Source organism: Antiquaquibacter oligotrophicus, assembly GCF_020535405.1.
In the GTDB taxonomy this organism is placed as follows: domain Bacteria; phylum Actinomycetota; class Actinomycetes; order Actinomycetales; family Microbacteriaceae; genus Rhodoglobus; species Rhodoglobus oligotrophicus.
In genome coordinates, this window is the sequence record NZ_CP085036.1 from 671852 (window position 1) to 695352 (window position 23501).

Sequence of the window (23501 nt, forward strand, 5' to 3'; positions counted from 1 at the left end):
GAGGGTCATTGACGCTAGCGCGTTTGTGACTCGGATCCGAAGCTGAACGTAAGCCGGTCCCGATCGAATTCGAGGTCGTCCACCGCGGTACCCAGTGTCAGGTAGTACGGCGCAAGGTGCATGATTCGTCGACCCTCGGGAAGGTCGAGGTCCATACTCATCGCGACCGCCGTTGCGCCATCATCCGCTGCCCGCAGTTCGACCATGAGTGCCCCGGCGTCGGCTTCGGGGAGTTCGAGGATGGCACGCAACAGTGCCATCAGCGCGGTGCGCTGGGCGTTGCTCATGCGACGAGCGAGCCGGTCCGGGTCGACGACGAGCACACCCAGATCCTGGCCAGCACGATCAAGCCAGGTCTCGTTCGCCTGGGTGACGAGGTCATCTCGCAGTCGCCTCGCGAGTTGCCCGGCGAGAGCGCGATCCTCAGGGGTCACTTTGCCTTGCTCCGCGAGATCGAGGAGAAACGGGGTCGCTCGCGCCGTAAGACGTGCGAGGGTCTTGTTTTCGAGTTCTGCCACGGCGTCATCGTGACTGGCATCTCTCACGCGTAGCGCCCGATCGGGGTTTTCAAGGGTTGCTGTCGCTGTGGAGACGATCGAATACGAGAAGAGGGCAGAACCGACGGCCGCCATCGCAGGCGGGTAGGCGAAAACCAGTGCCGTGGTGATCGGCGCCTCGGCGAGTTGGGCCGGCTGGAGCAGACCGACAGCAATGGTTACGACGGCCACCGTGGTGCCGATCCCCAGCACGATGAGCCGTCGTGTCGAGACATACGGCGACAGACCGATGAGAATAAACGCCGGCCCCGCAGGCCCCCACCACAAACCGAAGTTGAAGTCGACGTCGCGGTAGTCGAATGCGGAGAGAGCCAAACCGGCGATCGCGGTCGCGAGAGCCAGGGTCGAGGTGCCCCAGCCGATGGGTGGGGTGAACGGTCGCGAACGAACGTGAACGAGCAGCCCCGCGACGACGCACAACCACAGCGCTGCGAGTTGCAGCCAAGGATTGGGGCTCGCATCCCAGGTCAGGAGCGTGACGATGGTGCCGAAGACAAAAATTCCACCGGCGAAGGTGAGCGGGAGGTAGGGCCCGGTGAACCAGCTCAAGGGGTCGGCTTGCTGGGCGGAGGTCAGGAGGTAGCGCCTATTAGGCATCGACAGCCACCTCCCGGGGCAAAGGAAGGTGAAGCACCACGGATGTTCCCTGCCCTGGTGTCGACCAGACGCGCGCCGAACCGCCGATGCCGTTCATCCGTTCGATCACCGACGCTCGAAGTCCGATGCGATCGCTCGCGATCGCCCTCGGGTCGAACCCAGACCCCTGATCGGTGACCACGATGCTGAGGTCCGTGTCCGAGTGGCTGAGGTCGACCTCGGCGACCGAGGTTCCGGAATGCTTGAGCACGTTCTCGAGGCAAGCGCGCACGACGCCAACGAGCACGTCTGCCGAGCCCGGTGGCAGCGGTACGTAACTCGAGTCGGTGCCGGTGATGCGCACGGTCAAGCCACGCCACTGGAGATCGCTGAGCATCCGGAGGATATCGTTGCGCAACTGCGAGTCACCTCGCTCCACCTTGTCGGAGCCGGCCTCCTCGGGCCATTCCGCGCTCGCGAGAGTTCGGGCATCCTGACGCAATCGGGCAACCATGCGCGCGTCGAGCTCATCGGGTGCGTTGATAACGAGGGCGAGACCGTTGAGAAGCGTGTCGTGCACGTTGGCGGCGACGCGAACCCGGAGTTCGTCCTCGAGGGTGGCTCGTCGGGAGAGGTTTTCGACCTCTTCGAAGTCAGGAACTCGACGCCGTAGGCTCCACTGGATCGCGGCAAGCGACGTGTAGGCGATGGTGGTGGCGATGAGGTTGAGGAGCGCGCCGTAGCCGGGAGTGAATGGCACAGTCGCGATCACGGCTACGGCCAACGCGACGAGCGTCGAGAGCCCGAACCCAACGAGGGACCACGCAAATCCCTGGCGCACCGTGGACGCCGTCACCCCGACGAGAACGAGGGCCACCGCGGGGCGATTGAGGATGTACAGACCTTCGACGAGGAAGTCGGGATAGACACTCACGAGGATGAGTTCGTAGACAACGGCCCCAACCGTTCCCACCACAAGAAAGATGGTGAGCGACATCCGCTGGGGACGGAGCACACACAAGAGCGCCGCACCGATGAGCGCCGCGAGAATGAGGAGCGGCGCCGGCAACGCTGCCGCGAGACCGCGATGGGTCATGAACTCGACGAGCATGGGAATGCTCAGCACGAGGCTCGTGACGTTGATGGCGGCGAAGGCGCGCGCGAGCGCGGTGGTGATGATGCGCGAGGCGACTTCCCGCGGTAGCACGGCGACGCGCATGATCAGTTCTGCTGCACGGTGCGGCCGACGAAGTCGACGAATGCCGGATCATTCACCATGACGGATGCCGACAACACCAGCAGCACGATGATGGCGAGTGCGCCGCCGACCAACGGCACCCAGAATGCGATACGGCCGCGACTGATGAGAATGAGCGACACCACAATGGTGATGACGAGGATCGCCGCGCGGGAGATGTTCATCCACAGACCGACCGCCGCAGCCTCGTCGTAGGAGGTGAACTCATCGAGACCTTGGAAGGCGAAGGCCTCGGCGAGAACACTTCCGAAGCCGAGGTACTCCTGCCACCGCGAGGCGACGTCCCAGACGCCGACGAGTAAGAGTGCGGTCGTGATGATCAGATCACGCGTGTTGTAGCGAGGCTTCGGTTCTGGCTCAGGCTCGACCGGGGTCGGTGGCGGCAGGGGCGGATCCTCGACCCGAGGAGCGCCGGGCGCGTACTCGCCGTAACGGGGTGCCGGCCGCTCGTCACTCATGGTGTTCCGGATTGCCAGTCGAGTTTGCGTACTCGCCCGCCGAGTCCCCTTTCGTCGGGGTTACCCGCAGCATCGGTGCGGAGTTCTTTGGGTAGCGAGAACATAAGGTCCTCTTCCGCTGTGACGACGGTCGAGACATCCGCGAAGCCCGCGTCGGCAAGGTCGGTGAGCACCTCTTGCACGAGGACTTCCGGAACGGATGCTCCGCTCGTCACGCCGATCGTGGAGACACCGTCGAGCCACTCCTGCTTGATCTCGCTCGCGTAGTCGACGCGATACGCCGCTTTCGCGCCGTTTTCGAGCGCGACGTCGACCAGTCGAACGGTGTTGGAGCTGTTCGCGCTGCCGACGACGATGACGAGTTCGGCTTCTTCTGCAACCTTCTTGATGGCAACCTGGCGGTTCTGGGTGGCGTAGCAGATGTCGTCGCTCGGGGGGTCCTGCAGAGTGGGGAATCGCTCCCTCAGGAGACGCACCGTTTCCATCGTCTCGTCGACACTCAGGGTGGTCTGGGAGAGCCACACGAGACGTTCAACGTCGTCGACCTCGACGAAGGGAACATCCTCTGGCCCGTTGACGAGGATGGTGCGCTCGGGGGCGTGCCCCATCGTGCCCTCGACCTCTTCGTGGCCGGCATGACCGATGAGCAGGATCTGGTAGTCGTCGCGAGAGAATCGTGTCGCCTCCCGGTGCACTTTCGTGACGAGAGGGCAGGTGGCATCGATGGCCTGGAGATTGCGGTCGGCGGCACCCTGGACGACCGCGGGCGACACGCCATGGGCGCTGAACACCACGTGGGCGCCCTCGGGCACCTCGGTGACGTCGTCGACGAAGATTGCACCCTGCCGCTCGAGGGTGGAGACAACGTGGATGTTGTGGACGATCTGCTTACGCACGTAGACGGGCTCTCCGAAGTTGCGCAGTGCCTTCTCGACGGCGATGACGGCTCTATCCACACCCGCGCAGTATCCACGGGGAGCAGCGAGAACCACCCTCTTCGCGCGGGGCGCCGGGGTATCCTTGAGCCGCTCCCGACGCGCGGGAACCGCAGGCAAGTCGAGTGTCGCCTTGGCGCCGTTGGAGATTGTGCCCACACGACAATTCTAGGTGGCGCGCGGCGATTTCCCCTGAGAGAGAGCGATAGGCACGATGGCAGCAGACGAGGCCCCGTCCTCCCTGGACGCTCCGTGGCCGGTCGCGCTCCTCGCCTCCAAGCTCAAAGGCTGGATCGAGCGACTCGGCACCGCGTGGGTGGAGGGCGAGATCACCCAGTGGGGGGTATCGGGAGGCAACGTCTACGGCAAGCTCAAAGATCTCGAGGACGACGTCACCGTCTCGTTCACGGTCTGGTCGTCGGTTCGCGCACGGATTCCCGCCGACCTCAAGCAGGGCGATCACGTGATCGCCGCGGTGCGGCCGTCCTATTGGCTCAAGGGCGGCTCACTCACCATGCAGGTGTCCGACATGCGGCACGTCGGCATCGGAGACCTCCTCGAACGCCTCGAGAGGTTGCGGCAGAAGCTCAAAGCCGAGGGACTGTTCGACAACAAGAAGCCCTTGCCGTTCCTCCCGCATTGCATTGGACTCGTGACCGGCAAAGACAGCGACGCCGAGAAGGATGTGCTCCGTAATGCGCGTCTGCGGTGGCCCGCAGTGGAGTTCCGTGTGCGGCACGCAGCCGTTCAGGGCGATCGCGCGGCAGCGGACGTTGCGGCCGCGATCCGCGAACTCGACGCGGACCCGGAGGTCGACGTCATCATCGTGGCGCGCGGGGGCGGCGACTTCCAGAACCTTCTCGCCTTCAGCGACGAGAACCTCGTGCGCACCGCGGCCGCGGCGATAACACCGATCGTGAGCGCGATCGGGCACGAGGCCGATCGCCCCCTGCTCGACGAGGTGGCCGACCTGCGGGCATCCACCCCCACCGACGCAGCCAAACGTGTGGTTCCGGATGTCACGGAAGAACTCGCTCGTGTGCAGCAGGCGCGCGCGACCATCCGCTCCCGTGTCACCCAACGCATCAGCACGGAGGTCGAACGAATCGAGTCCCTCCGCTCTCGACCGGTTCTCGCCAATTCGACGTGGCTCGTGGATTCCCGAGCGGACGAGCTCGGTCGATATGTCGAGCGCGGGCGAGAGTTGAGCCTGCGCCTCCTGGAGACCGCGAGCAATCGGGTCACTGAGCTTGCTGGCCATCTCCGGGCACTCTCGCCGCAACGCACCCTCGACCGCGGGTACGCGATCGCGCAGCTGTCGGACGGTCACATTCTGCGCTCGGCAGAAGACGTCTCGGCGGGCGATGCGCTCACACTGACCCTCGCCGAAGGCACGGTCGATGCCAAGGTCGATCCCACCCCCTCGCGATAGGATTCTGCCTGTGTCCAACCCCTCCCCGACCGATGTCGACGAGCTCAGCTACGAGCAAGCACGCGACGAGCTCGTGCGGGTCGTTCAGCAGCTCGAACAGGGTGCGGCAACACTCGAGGAGTCACTCGCTCTGTGGGAGCGCGGAGAGCTCCTCGCCTCGCGCTGCGAGGAGTGGTTGAAGGGCGCGCGGGCCAGGCTCGACGCGGCTCGATCGACTGCGACGGAGTGACGATGGCCGAACCAAGGATCGTCGCCGAACTGGGTCGCCCCGAGACGCCGCAGGAGACCGCGGATCGCAAAGCCGCGGCATCGGCCAAGCGTCGCGCGAACCAGACGCTCTTCAACCTTGTTGTCGCAACGGTGGCCTCGCTCGGAATCGTGCTGCTTCTCGTCATCGTTGTCGTGCGCCCCACCCCGGAGGCCGCTCCGCCGATCGATGTATCGAGTGTTGCGTCGTCCGCTGAATCAACGGCCGGCACGTCCCTCCTGGACCCGGACCTGCCCGAAGGGTGGAGCGCGAACGCTGCACGCTTCGGCACGGTCGACCAGGTCCCGACCTGGTATGTGGGGTACGTAACTCCGGGAGTTCAGTTCATTGCCGTCAACCAGGGCATCGACGCGAACGCGACGTGGTTGGCCGCGGTTGTCGACGATGTGGAGGCGAGCGGATCCGCCACGATCGACGGTGTCGCCTGGACTCTGTACGACAACCGTGGGGCGGACGACCCCGGCAACCACGCTTTCGCGATGTCGGCCGAGCTGGGCACGTCCACGATCGTGCTGCACGGTACGGCGTCCGACGCGGAGTTCCAGACTCTCGCGGCGGCGATCTCCGCGATGTCAGACGAGCTCGAGTAGTTCCCACCCACACTCCGAGACGAACGAGAGGACGAGAATGTCGAAGACGACCCCAGCCGAGGCGTGGGCCGAGATGGTGCGCGGCAACGAGCGTTTTGTCGCAGGCGAGCCTCAGCATCCGCGTCAGGATGTGGATCGTCGCACCGAGGTGGCCCCGGCCCAGTTCCCGGACGCCGCGCTATTCGGCTGCAGCGATTCGCGCCTCGCCGCCGAGATCATCTTCGACAAGGGCCTCGGTGATCTCTTCGTCGTCCGTAACGCGGGCCAGGTCATCTCCGAGTCGGTTGTCGGGTCTCTCGAATACGCCGTCGGGGTGCTCGGCGTGCCGCTCATCGTTGTTCTCGGCCACGACGAGTGCGGGGCCGTTCGTGCCGCAATCGACTCGCAGGGCGCGGATGCCCCGCAGCTGTCACCCCACATCTCCAACCTGATCGCCCCGATCCTGCCGGCGGTGCGCCGCGTCGCGCAATACCGTCGTGTCGACCCGCTGTCGATCGATGCGCAGGCCGTAGGTCGCGAACACTTGCGCGACACTATCGAGGAACTCCTAGAGTCGTCGGAGATGATTCGCGAGGCGGTGGCAAGCGGTTCGCTCGCGATCGTCGGCGCCAACTACCAATTGCGTGAGGGACGCGCTCAGCCCGACGTGACGGTCGGCCTCGGCGACACACCGACCGGCCTCTGAGACAACCACCGAACCAGCGAAACAAAGGATGCACGCGAAGTGAGCGACTACCGTATCGAGCACGACACCATGGGCGAGGTGCGGGTTCCCGCCGCCGCCCTCTACGGGGCGCAGACCCAGCGGGCCGTCGAGAACTTCCCGATCTCGGGGGACGGCCTCGAGCCAGCACAGATCATCGCGCTCGCGCGCATCAAGCGTGCAGCGGCGATCGTCAACGGTGAACTCGGCATCATCGACGAATCGATCGCCAAGGCCATCGTTGCGGCTGCCGACGAGATCATCGCGGGTGAGCACCTCGGTGACTTCCCCATCGACGTCTATCAGACGGGCTCCGGCACCTCCTCGAACATGAACATGAACGAGGTGATCGCGCGACTGGCGAGCACGTCGCTCGGGTCGACGGTGCACCCCAACGACCATGTGAATGCCTCGCAGTCCTCGAACGATGTTTTCCCGACATCCGTACATCTCGCCGTCACCGGCGCCCTCGTGGTTGACCTCATTCCGTCGCTCGAACACCTCGCCACTGCCCTCGAGACCAAAGCCGAGCTGTGGAAGACCGTCGTCAAGTCGGGCCGCACGCACCTCATGGACGCCACCCCCGTCACACTCGGGCAGGAATTCGCCGGCTATGCACGTCAGGTGCGACTGGGCATCGAACGAGTGCGGGCCACTATCCCCCGCGTCGCCGAGGTTCCGCTCGGTGGTACGGCGACGGGCACGGGCATCAATACGCCCGTGGGCTTCCCCCAGCGCGTGATCTCAGTGCTGGCCGCCGATGCGCAGCTGCCGATCACGGAGGCCGTCGACCATTTTGAGGCTCAGGGCGCGCGCGACGCTCTTGTTGAAACCTCCGGCGCGCTCCGCGTCATCGCGGTGTCGCTCACGAAGATCTGCAACGACCTGCGCTGGATGGGTTCTGGCCCGAACACGGGGCTTGCCGAACTCCACATCCCCGACCTGCAGCCGGGATCATCGATCATGCCCGGCAAGGTCAACCCTGTTGTGCCGGAGGCAGTGCTCATGGTGTGTGCCCGCGTCATCGGAAACGACGCGACGATCGCCTGGTCAGGAGCATCGGGCAACTTCGAACTGAACGTCGCGATTCCGGTGATGGGTACCGCGCTGCTCGAGTCGATCCGTCTTCTCTCCACCTCAACCGTTGTGCTGGCGGACAAGACCATCGAGGGCCTCATTGCGAACGAGGCCCGCGCCAAGGCACTCGCCGAGTCCTCGCCTTCGATCGTCACCCCGCTCAACAAGATCATCGGATACGAGGCTGCGGCGAAGATCGCTAAGCATTCGGTCGCGGAAGGCATCACCGTCCGGGAGGCCGTCATCGCTCTAGGGTTCGTGGATCGCGGTGAGGTCACGCTCGAGCAGCTCGATTCCGCGCTCGACGTGATGTCGATGACGCATCCCGGCTAGGCCCACGCCGCCGCGGCGGTCACCGTGGTCCAATAGCCCGCGAGCAGAGACGGCCCGAACGGGATGCTGCGCTCCCGGTGACGGCGAGCAGCCACGGCCTGGAGTCCGCCGAGAAAAAACGCCACGCCGACACTCGCGATGGCCGCCTCCGCACCGAGCGCTCCGGCCGAGAGCCCGAGGAGGCCTGCGAGTTTGACGTCACCCATCCCCATACCCCCGGCGAGGGCGAGCACCAGAAAAAGGGTGAACATCACGCCACCCGCGCCGAGAGCGACCCAGGGAACCTCGCCTCGAGGTAGTGCCGCGGCGAAGAGGGATGCGATCGCGAGCGGATAACCAGGAACTATCAGCCGGTTGGGGAGGCGGTGTTCCAGCACGTCGTGACGGTACAAGCGCGGTGTGACGATGGCGAGGCACGCGGCAAGGGCAACGAGTGGCGAATCACCGAACCCGGCGAAGGCGACAGTGAGGAGCAGCGCGACAATCGGTAGGTCGCGGGACGCGGGGGTGCCGAACGCTGCGTGCATTCGGCGACCGTACTTGCGTCGCGCGCCGGTGAGGAGGAACCCTCCACAGCCGCACGAGCTCAGTCGATGAGCCCGACCTCGTCGATGGGCTCGCCGCCCAGCGTCAGCACGGGCCGACCGTCGAGCGGGGCACCGAGCTGCAGCGGAATGAGCACCGATGTTGTCACGGATGCCGTGGTCGGGCATCCGGCGACACTGTCGTTCTCGGTGCCGTCAGGGTTCGACGGCAGACCGTAGAAGACGCCCACCCGGACGTCGTCCGCCGATTCGACGAGCACAATTTCGCGCGGTACACACAGCAGCGGCGCACGAACGTTCAACACGATATCGGCGAAGTCCATCGCGCCGTTGCCGATGGGAGGCAGATCGCCCACCATCCCCGGAGGTGTGTCGCGGCCGAGCAGCCGGAAGTCCTGGAGGCGACTGACGTAGTTGGGGGTGCCGTCGGCGAAACTCTGGTATCCGAGCACGGGCATCTCGGGGAAAGCCCCAGACGGCGCCCCGCTCGGCACGATGATGCGGTTGATGACCACCGGCTGGACAGGGCCCCACATGAGCTCGATCGGCGAGGCGACGTGGGTCGGGGCTGCAGCGGTCTGGTCGCGAATGAACGGCGCTGCGGCGAAACCGGCGACCGTCAGGATGCCGAGAAGGCTGATGGCCGCCCCGAGGCGGCGAAGTGCGTAACCGGTGCCGCTTGGCTCATCCCGATGGATGTCTCGGACACTCCACCCGACGAGGGCGCGCCACTGGCCGCGGGGAGAGATGAGGGTCCAGAGAAGGAACACGGTGAGGCCGACCGCCACCACTCCAAAGACCCATGCCACGCATCGACCTTACGGGGTCGCGCCCGCTACCGCCGAAACGACGCGAGCGCGACCCCGTTCGGGCCGACGATCACGCCAGTTCGTTGCTCTCGAGCATCTCCGTGACGAGCGCTGCGATTGCCGAGCGCTCCGATCGGGTGAGCGTGATGTGACCGAAGAGGGAGTGTCCCTTCAGGGTCTCGATGACGGAGGCGACACCATCGTGACGACCGACGCGGAGGTTGTCGCGCTGGGCGACGTCGTGCGTGAGAACGACCCGCGAGTTCTGGCCGATTCTGCTGAGCACCGTGAGGAGTACGTTGCGCTCGAGCGACTGCGCCTCATCGACGATCACGAACGCGTCGTGGAGGGAGCGGCCACGGATGTGGGTCAGGGGCAGCACCTCGAGCATCCCGCGGTCGATGACCTCGTCGAGCACGTTCTGGGAGACGACCGAACCGAGGGTGTCGAAGGTTGCCTGCGCCCACGGGTTCATCTTCTCCGCCGCGTCGCCGGGCAGGTAACCGAGCTCCTGGCCTCCTACCGCGTAGAGCGGGCGGAACACCATGATCTTGCGATGCTGCTGTTTTTCCAGCACGGCTTCGAGCCCGGCGCACAGCGCGAGCGCCGACTTACCCGTGCCGGCACGGCCGCCGAGGGAGACGATGCCCACCTCGGGGTCCAGGAGCAGGTCGATCGCGAGGCGTTGTTCGGCGGAGCGGCCGTGGAGACCAAAAATGTCCCGGTCGCCCCGCACGAGCTTGAACTGGCCGCGCCCGGTCACCCGGCCGAGAGCGGACCCGCGGTCCGAATGCACGATGAGGCCGGTGTTGATGGGAAGGTCTTCGACGGCGCGCGTGGAGAGTTGCTCGTCGTCGTACAGCTTTGCCATCTGATCGGAACCGAGATCGATTTCGACCTGACCGGTCCACCCGGAGTCGACAGCGAGTTCTGCGCGGTACTCCTCGGCGGAGAGGCCGATGGATGCCGCCTTGACACGCAATGGCAGATCCTTCGATACGACCGTGACCGACAGTCCCTCGGAGGCGAGGTTCATCGCCACGGCAAGGATGCGAGAGTCGTTGTCGGCGACCTGGAGCCCAGACGGCAGCGACGCCATGCTGGAGTGGTTCAGCTCCACTCGAAGAGTGCCGCCATCGCCGACGGCGATCGGGAAGTCGAGGCGCTCGTGCTGGATTCGCAGCTCATCGAGGTTACGCAGTGCCTGACGTGCGAAGTATCCGATCTCCGGATCGTTGCGCTTGGCCTCGAGTTCGGTGATCACCACCACGGGAAGCACCACGTGATGCTCGGCGAAACGGAAGACCGCCTTCGGGTCTGACAGGAGCACCGACGTGTCGAGCACATAGGTGCGCTCGATCGTATCCGAGCCCCCCGCCTGTGCTGTGGTGTTCTTCTGCTTTGGCTGGGCTAGCTCGGCCACGTGCGCTCCATCCCCGGAGATCTACTCCAGATCCGTATCCGCAAGACGGCCGCTGTGGGTTTAGCACAGATCCCGAGACGAACTTAGGTGGCCGTCTCGATCAGGCGCCATACCTGATGTCTTGACGCTAGGCGGCTTTGGTTACAGCGGTGGGACGACACGCCCTCCGGATATGACAGTCAGGTTAACGCGATGGTTCACCCTCGCGTCGTCCGCGTAGGTCAGGGCGCGACGGTGCCGAAGGAGATGAGGGCCGCCCGCAGCATTGCGAACGTCTCCTCGTCCGCAGTCGCGGGCGGCGAGAGGCGCACACGCCCATTGCGTGTTGTTGCCGTGATGCCGTGATTGTGGAGCGACGCAGCGAGATAGGTGAGGGCGCCGTCCTCCGGTTCCAGCACCACGATGCCCGCGCGCTCGGACTCATCGCGCGGCGAAACCACGGGGAGGGCGAATTCGTCGGCGAGGTCGATAATGCGTGTCACGTTCTCGGCGATCGCCGAGGCGACCGACGAGACACCGATGGCGACCAACTCCTCGATGGATGCCGAGAGCCGAGCCTCGGCGACGGGGTCCGGTCTCGTCAACTGGAACGATCGCGCCACCCGCGCGGGCGGCGGGGCAACGATGGGGTCTACGTTGTCCGTGTCGATGCCGGCGAAGCCGCTGAGCACGGGCTCCAGTCGTTCGAGTGCCCTGTCGCTCAGCGCCAGGAATCCGGTGCCGAATCCGGCACGTAGCCATTTCTGTCCGCCGGCGGCGATGACGTCGGCGACCTGCCACGGTGCGTCCACGGCGCCGAGCCCCTGAACCGCATCAACGAGGAGGAGTCGATCTCCGATGACCTCGCGCACGGCATCCAGATCGATGCGGTAACCGGTACGGAAATCAACGAGGCTGACGACAACCGCCGCCGTGTCGGGAGTGAGCTCGTCCCGGAGCGCCTCCGGGGTAACGTGACCGCTTTCGGGCGTGAACCAGCGCACCTCGCGGCCTAGCACCCCGCCTGCCCGCTCCGCGGCAACGGTGATGCCGGGGTACTCATTCGTCGAGAGGAGCAGTTCGCCCTCAACCCCGAAGATCGCCTGGGTCATGGCTTGTGTTGTGCTCGGTTGGAACACGACGGAGTCGCTCCCGAATCCGGTGAGCGAGGCCACGGCCTCGCGCGCCCGAGCATCCTGCTCCAGAAGGGAGGGAATTGTTCCGAATCGGGCTCGGCCGAGGAGGCTCGACTGGGCCGACTCGTCGTCACGTGCGGGCCGCCCGAGCGGACCCACAGCCGCCATGTCGAGGTATCCCGGCTCATCGCTGAACTGTTCGCTGAATTCTGCAAGCGACTCCGTTGTCACTGGCCGAACCTCCTGTGTCGTGTTCCGTAGGCCCGCATCGCGCGGAGGAAGTCGACCTCGCGCAGATCAGGGCCGAGCGCCTCAACGAAGTACAGCTCGCTGTGCGCGCTCTGCCACAGCATGAAGTCGCTGATGCGCTGCTCCCCCGAGGTTCGGATGATGAGATCCGGATCGGGCTGGCCGCCCGTGTAGAGGTGCTCGCTGATCAGTTCGGGGGTGAGGAGCTCTGCAAGAGCGTCCAGGGTTCCACCCGAGCTTTCGTGCTTCTGCACGATACTGCGCATAGCGTCGGCGATTTCGCGTCGCCCGCCGTAGCCGATGGCGAGATTCACATGGAGCCCGGTGTTGGAGGCCGTGCGGGCCTGCGCATCGGCGAGACGCTGGCGGAGGCCCTCCGGTAGGCCTTCGCTCGAGCCCACGTGCTGGATACGCCAGTCGCGCACGTGCGAGAGTTCGTCGGCAAGGTCACCAATGATCTCGAAGAGTCCCTCGAGTTCCTCACCGGTGCGACCCGTGAGGTTGTCCGTCGAGAGAAGGTAGAGCGTCGCGACGCCAATTCCGAGATCATCGCACCATTCGAGGAACGCCCGGTACTTCGCGGCGCCGGCGCGATGACCGTGGGCGGCGGTTTCCAGTTCGCGCAGCTTGGCCCACCGGCGGTTGCCGTCGATGATCATCGCTACGTGGTGTGGAAGTTCGACCGCGGACAGCTGCCGACGGATCCGATTCTGGTACAGCCCGTACAGAAGCCCGCGCCCGAAAGTCACTCGGCGCTCACTCACACGCCTACGCTAGTCCACTCGCGTGCCCAGCTTGCGGGCAGGGCGACGCTCTACACTGGCGCGGTGCCCGTGAGAGATACAGAACCAGCAGCCGATCTGCCGAACCTGCCCCTCCTCGACGAAGCGATCGACCACGAGAAAATAGACCTCAAACCGACGTGGCGAGGATGGATCCACGCGGCGACCTTCCCGGTCGCCATAGCACTGGGTGTTGTGCTCGTGGTTCTCGCCGACGGGGTCGCCGCGAAAGCGAGCTCTGCGGTGTTCTTCGCGAGCTCACTCCTCCTGTTCGGCACTTCTGCGCTGTATCACCGCATCAACTGGAGCCCCCGCGTCAAGGCGATCTTCAAGCGCATCGACCATGCGAACATCTTCCTGTTGATCGCCGGTTCGTACACCCCGATCTCGGTGCTCTGCCTCCCGACGGACAAGGCGATCATCCTGCTGTCGCTGGTTTGGGGTGGCGCCCTCCTCGGAATCGGCTTCCGCGTGTTCTGGATCGGTGCGCCTCGCTGGCTTTACGTTCCCCTCTACGTGCTCCTGGGGTGGGCGGCCGTCATGTTCATCGTCGACTTCTTCCAGTCAGCACCGGTCACGATGACCCTCATCATCATCGGCGGCCTGCTCTACACCGTCGGCGCGGTCTTCTACGGCCTCAAGCGTCCCAACCCATGGCCGGGACACTTCGGATTCCACGAGCTCTTCCACCTGTGCACCCTGTTGGCGTTCCTGTGCCACTGGGTTGGCATCTTCCTCGTGGCGATCAACCCACCGATGCTGGCCTAGGCGTCGCGGTTCTTGCTCTCTGCAGCCTGCTCGGCCTCGAGCTCCGCGCGAACCTCGTCGCGGTAGCGGATGCGACGAACACGGCGCACCATGTCCATGACAAGAAACACGGTGACGATCGCGATCAGGAACGTCGCGCCGAAGCCGATGACTCCGGGGGTGACGATATTGGGGTCCCCGTCGAATGCCGGGAGAGGTGTCGGAGTGGGATCGATCGTCCACAGGGTGATCATCGTGTTGCCTGACTCCGTCCGGGTTAGCCTTGGATAAGCCTAACGAAAGCCACCTGTGACCTCGCCCGACACCCTCTCCTCTCGCTACGGCCGCACGCCGGGAACCGCACGTCGAACCCGCACCATCGGGATCATCGCTGCGGTGGCGGTCGCGATCGTCTTCGGGCTGTGGTTGTGGTGGGGCGGACTACTCGAGGCGCCCGCACAGTTCGAGGCGAAAGACACGGGTCACACGATCGAGAGCGACTCGAGGGTCAGCGTGCGGTGGCAGTTCACCGCCGAACCGGGAACCCCGGCATCCTGCGCCATTCAGGCCCTCGACTCGACGTTCGGAATCGTGGGATGGCGCGTGGTCGACCTGCCGCCGTCGGATCAGAACACCCGCGTCTTCACCGAGAGTGTCTTGACGACGGAGCGTGCCGTCACCGGGTTGATCTACCGTTGCTGGCTCACCTAAGGTTGAGGGCTACACCCCAGAACCGGCCCCGTTCGTGGCCGGTTTCGTTCTTGTAAGGAGAGATCGTGACCGACAGCACCGTCACGTGGCTGACCCAGGAAGCGTACGACCGACTGAGCGCAGAACTCGACCAGCTCTCCGGCGAGGGCCGCATCGAGATCGCCAAGAAGATCGAGGCTGCGCGAGAAGAGGGTGATCTCAAGGAGAACGGTGGTTACCACGCCGCCCGCGAGGAGCAGGGCAAGATCGAGGCGCGGATCCGCGTGCTCACCGAACTGCTCCGGACCGCTGTAGTGGGTGAGGCTCCGGAGTCGACCGGTGTTGTCGCACCGGGAACACTCGTGACGGCAACCATCCTCGGTGACGAGTCGACGTTCCTTCTCGGCAGCCGCGAGATCGTGGGCGACAGCGACCTCGACGTCTACAGCGAGGGCAGCCCGCTGGGCACGGCCATCATCGGTCTCGGCGCTGGCGACGAGACGTCGTACACGGCACCCAACGGCCGTTCGATTCCGGTGAAGATCCTGAAGGTCGAGCCCTTCGTACCCTGATCAGGATCGCGTCATGACCGCCGCGTGGCGATCGCCCATTTCGCTCGCCCACACGAGTGCGAAGTCCGCGACTTCTTCCCAGCCGTTCTGAGAAACAATTCGATGGCTTCGCCCGGCGAACTCTTTCCGCTCGACAATTGATGGTCCTGCCGCATAGCGCTTGAGCGCCGCCTTCTGGATGGCAGGCGGAGCGACGTGATCGATCCCGCCGGAGATCAGCAGGAGGGGTGCCCGATCGGGCTTCATGTAGTCCACCCGTGTCACGCCCGACTTCTCGTTCAGGATCGAGAGCACCCCCTCGAAGAACACCCGGTTGTACGAGGGGATGGCGCTGGCTTCCCACTCTCGGTCGGACTCCGATCGCGTCAGATCATTGCCAAATGTGAAGTGGAAATGACCGCGGCTTATTGGCGTGGTGCCCCGTCGACGGAACGGGTTCGAGAGCACGGGAGCACCGGTCCGCAGCGTTGACAAGGGCAGGGCGCGAACACCGGCCGTGTTACCCGGCTCGACGGCGACCGCAGCTCGAGCCAATCCTCGATCGAGGAGCACTTGAGTGAAGATCCCACCGAACGAATGGCCCATGATGATCGGCAATTCGTCGAGGCCTCGAATCACGGCCTCGAACGAGTCGAGGATCTCCGCAATTCCGCGATTGGCGAGGCCGGACGGATCGCGGCGGATGTCCGGCGGGGTCCGGTCCCCGATACCCGGCCAGCCCGGCACGACCACCGGATGCCCGGCCTCGCGGAACCGCGTGGCCCACGTGTCCCAGCTCGAGGGGGTCATCCAGAGTCCATGGATGAGCAGGATGGGTGGCTTTGACGACATGGGCGTCCTTCCGTCGTGAGATCAGAGCAGGTGTGCGCTCACTGTCCCAGGACTTTTTGTTCTCGCCTGTCGCTTGTTTGCCGGGAAATGTTGTCTGCGTGCCGAATCGCAGTTTGACACTCGTTCACGTTGATTGCGATGCTGTCGATGTCCGGCACCACTGCTCCGCTCGAATGGAGTCTCTATGCTCGTTCTCGACACGCAGACACTGCCCGCGCACGACCGAGGCGATGCCTACCAGGGCGCTGTGAGCGCGAACTGCACAACGAGTGCAGCCCGTTTTGAGTCGCCCGGTCGACTGTGGGCAAAAATCGAAGCCTTCGACCTCGGGCCGGCAAAGGTCTTGACTATCGATGCATCCGGAACAACTCTCCGACGCACACCCCGAATGGCGCGTGGCATGAACGACTGCCCCATCGCCCTGGCGCTGCCCGTGCGGTCGAGGAATCGTTTGCAGTGGGAGCGGGAGGACGAGGCATACGATCGCCGCGACATGATGCTCGTCGACCTCTCTGCACCGTATGTCTACGGGTGGGAAGGCGACGGTGCGTCGTATGCGTTCCATGTCGAATTCGATGAGCTCGACCTGCCCATGGAGACGATCCGCTCGGCGATGGTTCGACTGCCGTCGAGTCCTCTCTACGGGCTCGTGCGTGACCACATCGAACACGTGATGACGGGGGCCGGGGAGATCGTACGGAGCGGTGTTGGTGCCGATGTCGGTGCTGCCTCAGTCGAACTCATGCGTGCGCTCATCGTTTCGGCCGCGGGCGACACGCGACACGCGGCGGAGACGATGCATTCTTCCGTCGGAGCGCGGATCGACGCCTACATACGACACCACCTACGGGACCCCGATCTGGTTCCCGCTCGTATCGCTGCGGCGAACGCGGTTTCCGTGCGCGAGCTCTACCGCGAGTTCGAGCGCCGGGGCGCCAGCCTCGAGCAGTCGATCATGAACCAACGCCTGCAAGGGGCGAGCGAGGAACTACGAGTGTGCGATCCGCGCACGTCGGTCGCCGAAATCGGGAGAGCCTGGGGCTTCAGAAACGCCAGTCATTTCGCGAGCCGCTTCAAGGCTCGTTTCGGATTGACTCCCCGTGAGTGGAGATCTCAGCCCCCGCCACGAGCTTAGAAGTCGACCCGCGGCTCGAAGTCCTCGGCTCGGAGCGCAGCGAGCACCTGGTCGGCGTGCTCAGGGCCGCGGGTCTCGATGTGCAGTTCGAGCTCGACCTGACTGATCTGGAGTCCGCCGTTGTGCCGGGTGTGCAGAACCTCAACGACGTTGGCGTTGCACTCGGCGACGATGGCAGACACCCGCGCCAACTGGCCGGGACGATCAGGGAGCGGGATACGGAGTTTGAGGTAGCGCTCCGAAGCAGCGAGCCCGTGGCTGATGACACGTTCCATCACGAGCGGGTCGATATTGCCGCCGGACAGGATCGCGACCGTGGTACCCGTGGCCTGGATACGCCCCGCGAGGATCGCGGCAACACCCACCGCGCCAGCGGGCTCTACCACGAGCTTCGCTCTCTCGATGAGGACGAGAAGCGCCTGCGCGGTCTCGTCCTCCGAGACGGTCACGACCTCATCGACGACGTCACTAATGATCTCGAAGTTGAGCAGACCGGGGCGCGAGACGGCGATCCCGTCGGCGATGGTCGGCAGGATCGTGATCTCCGTCGGGCTGCCCTGGGCAAGCGACGGCGGGTACGCCGCGGCGTTGGCCGCCTGAACCCCGATGACACGAACGGTACGACCGTCGAGGGCGGCGCGCTGCTTTATGGCGCTCGCGACTCCCGAGATCAGCCCACCGCCGCCGATGGGCACAACAACCGTCTCCACGTCTGGCCGTTGATCGAGGATGTCGAGACCCATCGTTCCCTGGCCGGTCACAACATCCGTGTGGTCGAAGGGATGGATAAAGACCGCACCGGTCTCCGCTGCGAACTCCGCGGCGGCCCGCAACGGTTCGTCCACCGTGTGACCTCGGAGCACAACATCCGCTCCGTAATCTCGCGTGGCCTGAAGCTTCGGCAAGGGGACTCCGAGGGGCATAAAGATGGTGGCTTTGATGCCCAATTCACGCGCGGCGAGAGCGACCCCCTGGGCGTGGTTGCCCGCGGAAGCGGCAACAACGCCACGCGCCTTCTCCTCGTCGCTGAGGAGGAAGAGGCGGTTGTACGCTCCCCGGATCTTGTAGGACCCCGTGCGCTGCAGGTTCTCGCACTTGAGGTACACGGGAGCACCCAACACATCGCCGAGGAACCGCGAACTCTCCATCGGTGTGGTGTTCACCACGGCGGAGATTCGGGCACGGGCGGCCTCAAAATCTGCGAGACGAGGGCCGACGAGCGTCGTGTCAGGCATGGGGCAGGATGTCCTTCGCGGTGGGATGGGGAACGGTACGCCACGTACCGCCCGCGATGTATTTCACCATGACATTGGCGGTGGCGACGATGGGGACAGCAAAGAGCGCGCCGGCGATGCCGGCGGTGAACCCGCCGGCGGCCACGGCGAACACAACGGCAAGCGGATGCACCTTGACCGCCGTGCCGAGGACGAGCGGCTGCAACACATGGCCCTCGATCTGCTGGACGAGGAGCACGATGCCGAGCATAAGCACGGCCGGTAGCGGGCCGAGGTAAACGAGCGCGACAAACACCGCGAGCGCACCCGTGAGCAACGCACCGACGACGGGCACAAACGCACCGAGGAAGACTGCGACGGCAATGGGGATGACGAGCGGGAAACCGCCGTAGAACAACCCCAGTATCCAGGCACCCAGGCCGATGCCGACGGCGTCGACGAACGCCACGAATATCTGCACCTTGACGAACGTGGTGAGGGTGATCCAGCCGGCCTCCCCCGCCCCCGTCACGGCCGGGCGAGCGCGCTGCGGGAACAGCCGCACGATCCAGGTCCAGATGCGGCGTCCGTCGATGAGGATGAACAGGGTCGCGAAGAGTGCGAGGAGCACGCCAGCGATGACGTGGCCTGCGGTCGATCCGACCGAGAGCAGACCGTTGACGATCGCACCGTTGTCGCGCTGAATGGTTTCCCACACACCGCCCACCCAGACGTTGATGTCGTCCTGGCTGATGTCCAGCGGCGGCTGGCTCAGCCACTGGGTGAAATCGGCGTAGGCGAGCAGCGTCTTCTCTTGCAGGTCGGGGTACCCCGACCGCACCTGAGCGACAACCAGGATGACGAGTCCTGTGACGACTCCGAGGGTGCCCAGCATCGCGACCGCAACCGCAAGAGCCTTGGGCCACCGGTGCCGACGGAGGAAGTTCACGAGCGGGACGAGCAGGGCGCTCAGGAGGATCGCGACGAAGAAGGGAACGACGATGTAGCGGAACTCGATCACGAGGAACACGAGTACGGCGACCAGTCCGAGCACCACGAGGATGCGCCATCCGTATGCCCCCGCTATGGCAAGACCGGGCGGAACGAGCTGTGACTCGTTCGTCGGCTCCGCGGTCCTCCGCTTTGCGAAGATCATCCGATCAGTCTAGGCACGCTCCCCCGCGCCGTCGCACAGGCTCAGCGCGGTACCGCGCTCACGGGAGCAGGTCGAAGCTGCAGATGCACGGTGTCGCCGATCTGCGGATGCACGTCAACGGCGTGCTGCACGGACAGCAGGGTGTCGTCGCCCAGACGCACACGCGTACGTCGCAACGATCCGAGGAAGCTCGAGGACACCACGGTCGCGGGGATTCCGTCGTCGGCGAATCGGATGTTCTCCGGCCGGATGAAAGCCGTGACCTCGCCGTTTTGGATGGGCGCGCCCAGCATGTCCAACTCCACACCCTGTACGGAGACGGTGCCATCCGTGGCGATACCGGCGACACGATTCGAGAGTCCCACAAAATCCGCGACAAACGGCGTCGCCGGCGCGGCGTACAACTCTTCCGGGGTACCCACCTGCTCGATGACCCCCTCGCGCATGACCGCGACACGATCGGCGACGGCAAGCGCCTCCTCCTGATCGTGGGTGACGAAGACCGTGGTGATGCCGAGCTCCGTCTGGATGCGACGGATCTCGTCCCGCAGCTGCACGCGGACCTTCGCGTCGAGCGCGCTGAGGGGTTCGTCCAGGAGCAACACATGCGGGCGCGTGACGAGGGCGCGCGCGAGCGCCACACGCTGCTGCTGCCCTCCCGAGAGTTGGTGGGCGTAGCGCGAGCCGAACTGGGCGAGACCAACCATGTCCAGGGCTTCGACCGCGCGACCCTTGCGCTCCGCGGCGGGGACCCGGCGCATCCGGAGCCCGAATTGCACGTTCTCGAGCACCGTCATGTGCGGGAAGAGCGAGTACGACTGGAACACCATGCCCATGTCGCGGCGGTTGGTGGGAACGGATGCGACATCCTCACCGTCGATCAGGATCTCACCGCCATCGATGCCCTCGAGCCCCGACAGGGCCCGGAGGGCGGTCGTCTTGCCGCAGCCCGACGGGCCGAGCAGTGCGATGAACTCACCGGGCTCGATCGCGAGGTTGATCGAGTTGAGCGCCCGGTGCGGACCGTAGTGCTTGACCACGTTCGCAAGCTCTACGCGGGCGCCGGATACGGGCTCGAGGTCGATCGCGGTCGCCACGGGAATGGTGTTGGTCATGAGTTGTCCTTACGACGAGCCGACCCGAGCCGGCCGATGATGACGAGGAGCAGGAAGGCAAAAACGAGCGCAAGAAGGGCGAAGATCACCGCGATGTAAGGATCGGCTTTGTTCACCACGAGAAGCGCGGTCTGCAGATTGATGCGGTTGAGGAGCGAGGCGATCGTGAATTCACCGAGCACAACCGCGACCGAGATGAACGATGCGGCGAGAAGTCCGCGGCGCAGGTTCGGCACGATCACCCGGAACAGCACCGTCGCCCACCCCGCTCCGAGCGAACGAGCGGCCTCGCTGAGGGTCTTCACGTCGATCGAGTCGAGCCCGGCCTGGATTGCCCGGTACGCGTACGGAAGCACGAGAATGCCGTACGCGAAGGCGAGTGTCCACACGCCGCTGCCAAAGATCGACGAGACGACGCGATACACGGGGGCGAGGCCCACGACGAGCACAATCGCGGGGATCGTGATCGGCAGCAGGCAGATGAACTCCATGACGGGGCGCAACCGCGGGAAAGACAGCTTGATGAGGATCATCGTCGGTACGAGCAGCACGAGCATGATGACGACCGTCACCACCGCGAGCACAAGCGAGTTGCCGATCGCGATCCAGAGCTGGTTGAACTCAGGGCCGAGCTGCCCCGTGAAGACGGTGACCCAGCGGTCGATCGTGTAGCCCCCCTCGAGTCCGCCGCGAAGAGTGAACTCCACCATGCTCACGAGCGGCAGTGCGAAGAAGAGCGCGACAACAACGAGGATGACCGTGCGCGTCGCCGCGGTCGGCCCGGGGTGGTGGGCGCGCTGCAGCCTGCGGTTCACCGCTGCCATCGTGAAGCCCTTCTCTCGAAGACGGAGTAGATGGCCATCACCACGACCATGACCACGATCATCCCCAGCGCGAGGGCCCCTGCGAGGTTCTCCCGCCCGAGCACCGTTTCGCTCGTGAGGGCGGCGCGGATCTGCAGGGGAACGATGCCCTGGCCCTGACTCGTGAGGGCCGCCGCGGTCGCGTACGACGAGAACGAGTTGGCGAAGAGGAGGAGCAAAGAGCCGATGAAGCTCGGCGCGAGCACGGGCATCCCGATGCGCCACCAGTACGTGGCGCGTGTTCCACCGAGGGTGGCGGATGCCTCGGCCCACTGCGGTTTGAGGGCTTCCAGCGCTGGCAGGAAAACAATGATCATGAGCGGCACCTGGAAGTAGATGTAGGGCAACACAAGCCCGGGGACTTCGTAAAGCCACACGCCGCTGGCAAAGATGTCGATGCCGAAGTTGTTCTGCAGGATGACACGGAGCAGACCCTGCGTGCCGATGAGGGTCACGAACGCGAAGGCGAGCATGACACCGCCGAACTGCGCGAGCACTCCGGAGATCGAATCGACCACGGTGCGAAGGGGGCCGTCCGGCTTGGCGTCGAGCAGCGCGTAGCAGGCCGCGGCACCCACGACCGCTCCGATGACGGCGGTGAGCGCGGAAAGCCAGATCGAGTTCCAGAAGGTGCGGACGATGACCGGGTCTACGAGCGCTTCGAGGTTCGTTGTGGTGAAGGCGCCGTCCCCGTCGAACAGTCCGGTGCTGAGCGCGAGCACGGTCGGCAGCCCGAGGAACAGCACGACATACGCCGCGAAGGGCGCAAGACCGAGGATGGACAGGCGGGATGCCCCGCGACGCGAACGCCGCGGGGCACCACCGGTGACGGTGCTAGCCGGCACAGTGCTACTGGACAGCGGCTGCCCACTTCTCGCCGAGAAGGGTGCCAGCTGCCTCGCTCTGCTCGGCGGTCGGCACAACGGTCTCGCCCTCGACGACCGGAAGCGCTGCGAAGAGCTCCTCATCGATCGTTCCAGCCTCAGCCATCGCGTCGGCGCGCACGGGGCGCGCTCCGCCCTTCAGCCACAGGTTCTGCACCTCGTCGCTGTAGAGGAACTCCTGCCACAGACGAGCCGCGGCGGGGTGGGGTGCGTCCTTGTTGATGGCCTGGTTGTAGTAACCGGCGTAGGCGGTACCGGGGAACACGACGACCTCCCAGTTGCGCTGGCCCTCGAGGCTCGCGGCGTAACCGGTGTTGAGGTAGTCCCAGTCGAAGACGACGGGTGTTTCGCCCGAGGCGATTGTGGCGTCGGTCGGGTCGATCTTGAGGAAGTTGCCCGCCTTGTTCAGCTCGGAGAAGAAGTCGATACCCGCGGTGAAGTCGTCGAGGGTTCCGTCGTTCTGCACCGTGGCCATGCCGACCGCGGCGAATGCGGCACCGGCCTGCGTCGGGTCACCGTTGATGGCGACCTTGCCGAGGTAGTCGGCGCCGAGCAGGTCCTGGAGCGACTCGGGGGCCGGAACCGCGTCGGGGTCGTACCCGACCGACATGTACCCGCCGTAGTCGCCGACGAAGAGGCCGGTCGACTCCTTGAGGGCGTCGGGGATGTCGTCCCAGGTCTGCACCTTGTAGGGCGCAAAGTAGTCAGTGCTGCTGAGGGCCACGGCGAGACCGACATCGAACACGTCGGGGGCCGTGTCCTGCCCCGCAAGGTTGTCTGCGGCCTGGATCTCCTCGGCGCTCGATGCGTCGGGCGAAGCCTCGGTGATGGTGATTTCCGGGTAGCGCTCGGCGAACAGGTCGAGGATCTCGCCGTAGTTAGCCCAGTCGCGCGGCAGCGCGATGACGTTGAGTGCGCCCTCGGCCTTGGCAGCGGCCTCGAGGTCGGCAAAGGTACCGAAGTCGGCGACGGATGTCGCGGATGTCGCGTCCACATCGCCGGCGGGGGTGTCGCCCGCGGGGGCGCACGCCGCGAGCGTGATTGCGGACACAGCGACAAGCGCGGTGCCCGTAAGAATGCGCGTGATGGTCAAGGGTTCCTCTCCTCGGGCCTTCGGTCGTTCGGGCTGTGGTCGAACGGATGGAGCCGAAGGTCCACGGGCGAGGCTAAGGAGCGTTGGCTAA

26 protein-coding genes are annotated in these 23501 nt (G+C 65.3%); 9 read left to right on the forward strand and 17 right to left on the reverse strand.

The features are described 5' to 3' along the window. Positions 1-14: 14 nt before the first annotated feature. Genes LH407_RS03340 through LH407_RS03355 form a run of 4 tightly spaced genes read right to left on the reverse strand, consistent with a single transcriptional unit; the run spans position 15 to position 3943 of the window. Positions 15-1154 carry a hypothetical protein gene (locus tag LH407_RS03340; protein WP_322132708.1) on the reverse strand — a complete coding sequence of 380 codons (1140 nt, stop codon included), beginning with the start codon at positions 1152-1154 and terminating at the stop codon, positions 15-17. Beyond that, a complete protein-coding gene (locus LH407_RS03345; protein WP_322132707.1) occupies positions 1147-2352 on the reverse strand; it encodes a sensor histidine kinase in 1206 nt (401 codons plus the stop codon). The genes LH407_RS03340 and LH407_RS03345 overlap by 8 nt, the downstream gene beginning before the upstream one ends. Before the next feature lie 2 nt (positions 2353-2354). Beyond that, positions 2355-2849 (reverse strand): DUF6264 family protein, encoded by a 495-nt coding sequence (locus LH407_RS03350; RefSeq protein WP_322132706.1) that lies wholly within the window; start codon positions 2847-2849, stop codon positions 2355-2357. Continuing rightward, entirely contained in the window at positions 2846-3943 is a 1098-nt protein-coding gene (locus tag LH407_RS03355; RefSeq protein WP_407650626.1) for a 4-hydroxy-3-methylbut-2-enyl diphosphate reductase, read from the reverse strand. The genes LH407_RS03350 and LH407_RS03355 overlap by 4 nt, the downstream gene beginning before the upstream one ends. A 55-nt stretch (positions 3944-3998) precedes the next feature. On the opposite strand from LH407_RS03355, the gene xseA reads away from it, so the two are divergent. Genes xseA through LH407_RS03380 form a run of 5 tightly spaced genes read left to right on the forward strand, consistent with a single transcriptional unit; the run spans position 3999 to position 8187 of the window. Beyond that, positions 3999-5216 (forward strand): exodeoxyribonuclease VII large subunit, encoded by a 1218-nt coding sequence (gene xseA, locus LH407_RS03360; protein ID WP_322132705.1) that lies wholly within the window; start codon positions 3999-4001, stop codon positions 5214-5216. Next, positions 5185-5445: an exodeoxyribonuclease VII small subunit gene (locus tag LH407_RS03365; protein ID WP_322132704.1), complete on the forward strand. Its 261-nt coding sequence runs from the start codon at positions 5185-5187 to the stop codon at positions 5443-5445. Before xseA ends, LH407_RS03365 begins: the two co-directional genes overlap by 32 nt. Positions 5446-5447: 2 nt before the next feature. Continuing rightward, positions 5448-6074: a DUF4245 domain-containing protein gene (locus tag LH407_RS03370; protein WP_322132703.1), complete on the forward strand. Its 627-nt coding sequence runs from the start codon at positions 5448-5450 to the stop codon at positions 6072-6074. Positions 6075-6111: 37 nt separating this feature from the next. After that, positions 6112-6759 (forward strand): carbonic anhydrase, encoded by a 648-nt coding sequence (locus LH407_RS03375; protein WP_322132702.1) that lies wholly within the window; start codon positions 6112-6114, stop codon positions 6757-6759. A gap of 39 nt (positions 6760-6798) precedes the next feature. Beyond that, entirely contained in the window at positions 6799-8187 is a 1389-nt protein-coding gene (locus LH407_RS03380; RefSeq protein ID WP_322132701.1) for a class II fumarate hydratase, read from the forward strand. Here the strand turns inward: LH407_RS03380 and LH407_RS03385 are convergent. The 5 genes from LH407_RS03385 to LH407_RS03405 form a co-directional block, all read right to left on the reverse strand. Continuing rightward, positions 8184-8714: a prepilin peptidase gene (locus LH407_RS03385; RefSeq protein WP_322132700.1), complete on the reverse strand. Its 531-nt coding sequence runs from the start codon at positions 8712-8714 to the stop codon at positions 8184-8186. The genes LH407_RS03380 and LH407_RS03385 overlap by 4 nt on opposite strands. A 59-nt stretch (positions 8715-8773) precedes the next feature. Beyond that, on the reverse strand, positions 8774-9541 hold the full coding sequence (locus LH407_RS03390; RefSeq protein ID WP_322132699.1) for a hypothetical protein: 768 nt from the start codon (positions 9539-9541) through the stop codon (positions 8774-8776). 70 nt (positions 9542-9611) lie between these two features. Continuing rightward, positions 9612-10964, reverse strand: coding sequence for a PhoH family protein (locus LH407_RS03395; RefSeq protein WP_407650628.1), 1353 nt, complete (start codon positions 10962-10964; stop codon positions 9612-9614). A gap of 221 nt (positions 10965-11185) precedes the next feature. After that, positions 11186-12310 (reverse strand): aminotransferase class V-fold PLP-dependent enzyme, encoded by a 1125-nt coding sequence (locus LH407_RS03400; protein ID WP_322132698.1) that lies wholly within the window; start codon positions 12308-12310, stop codon positions 11186-11188. Further along, entirely contained in the window at positions 12307-13092 is a 786-nt protein-coding gene (locus LH407_RS03405; protein ID WP_322132697.1) for an isoprenyl transferase, read from the reverse strand. The genes LH407_RS03400 and LH407_RS03405 overlap by 4 nt, the downstream gene beginning before the upstream one ends. A gap of 69 nt (positions 13093-13161) precedes the next feature. On the opposite strand from LH407_RS03405, the gene trhA reads away from it, so the two are divergent. After that, positions 13162-13878: a PAQR family membrane homeostasis protein TrhA gene (gene trhA, locus LH407_RS03410; protein WP_322134900.1), complete on the forward strand. Its 717-nt coding sequence runs from the start codon at positions 13162-13164 to the stop codon at positions 13876-13878. Here trhA and LH407_RS03415 read toward each other — a convergent pair. Next, positions 13875-14111 (reverse strand): hypothetical protein, encoded by a 237-nt coding sequence (locus LH407_RS03415; RefSeq protein WP_322132696.1) that lies wholly within the window; start codon positions 14109-14111, stop codon positions 13875-13877. The two genes, trhA and LH407_RS03415, sit on opposite strands and share 4 nt — an antisense overlap. A gap of 55 nt (positions 14112-14166) precedes the next feature. Between LH407_RS03415 and LH407_RS03420 the strand changes: the two genes are divergently transcribed. Both LH407_RS03420 and greA read left to right on the forward strand, forming a co-directional pair. Then, the gene (locus tag LH407_RS03420) at positions 14167-14568 is read left to right on the forward strand and encodes a DUF4307 domain-containing protein (protein ID WP_322132695.1); all 402 of its coding nucleotides are present in this window, start codon (positions 14167-14169) and stop codon (positions 14566-14568) included. Between the two features lie 65 nt (positions 14569-14633). After that, positions 14634-15119, forward strand: a complete 486-nt coding sequence (gene greA, locus LH407_RS03425; RefSeq protein WP_407650629.1) for a transcription elongation factor GreA — start codon at positions 14634-14636, stop codon at positions 15117-15119. On the opposite strand, the gene LH407_RS03430 is transcribed toward greA, so the two are convergent. Beyond that, positions 15120-15950 (reverse strand): alpha/beta hydrolase, encoded by an 831-nt coding sequence (locus LH407_RS03430; protein WP_322132694.1) that lies wholly within the window; start codon positions 15948-15950, stop codon positions 15120-15122. 184 nt (positions 15951-16134) lie between these two features. Here LH407_RS03430 and LH407_RS03435 point away from each other — a divergent pair, with 184 nt between their 5' ends. Further along, complete coding sequence (locus LH407_RS03435; RefSeq protein WP_322132693.1) at positions 16135-17085, forward strand: helix-turn-helix domain-containing protein; 951 nt, start codon at positions 16135-16137, stop codon at positions 17083-17085. Here LH407_RS03435 and ilvA read toward each other — a convergent pair. The 6 genes from ilvA to LH407_RS03465 are packed head-to-tail and all read right to left on the reverse strand — an operon-like array spanning position 17082 to position 23410. Next, positions 17082-18320 carry a threonine ammonia-lyase gene (ilvA, locus tag LH407_RS03440; protein ID WP_322132692.1) on the reverse strand — a complete coding sequence of 413 codons (1239 nt, stop codon included), beginning with the start codon at positions 18318-18320 and terminating at the stop codon, positions 17082-17084. The genes LH407_RS03435 and ilvA overlap by 4 nt on opposite strands. After that, positions 18313-19455, reverse strand: coding sequence for an AI-2E family transporter (locus LH407_RS03445; protein ID WP_322132691.1), 1143 nt, complete (start codon positions 19453-19455; stop codon positions 18313-18315). Before LH407_RS03445 ends, ilvA begins: the two co-directional genes overlap by 8 nt. A 41-nt stretch (positions 19456-19496) precedes the next feature. Next, entirely contained in the window at positions 19497-20570 is a 1074-nt protein-coding gene (locus tag LH407_RS03450; protein WP_322132690.1) for an ABC transporter ATP-binding protein, read from the reverse strand. Beyond that, a complete protein-coding gene (locus tag LH407_RS03455; protein WP_322132689.1) occupies positions 20567-21394 on the reverse strand; it encodes an ABC transporter permease in 828 nt (275 codons plus the stop codon). Before LH407_RS03455 ends, LH407_RS03450 begins: the two co-directional genes overlap by 4 nt. Then, entirely contained in the window at positions 21382-22278 is an 897-nt protein-coding gene (locus LH407_RS03460; protein WP_322132688.1) for an ABC transporter permease, read from the reverse strand. Before LH407_RS03460 ends, LH407_RS03455 begins: the two co-directional genes overlap by 13 nt. 4 nt (positions 22279-22282) lie before the next feature. Beyond that, positions 22283-23410: an ABC transporter substrate-binding protein gene (locus tag LH407_RS03465; RefSeq protein ID WP_322132687.1), complete on the reverse strand. Its 1128-nt coding sequence runs from the start codon at positions 23408-23410 to the stop codon at positions 22283-22285. Positions 23411-23501: the final 91 nt, after the last annotated feature.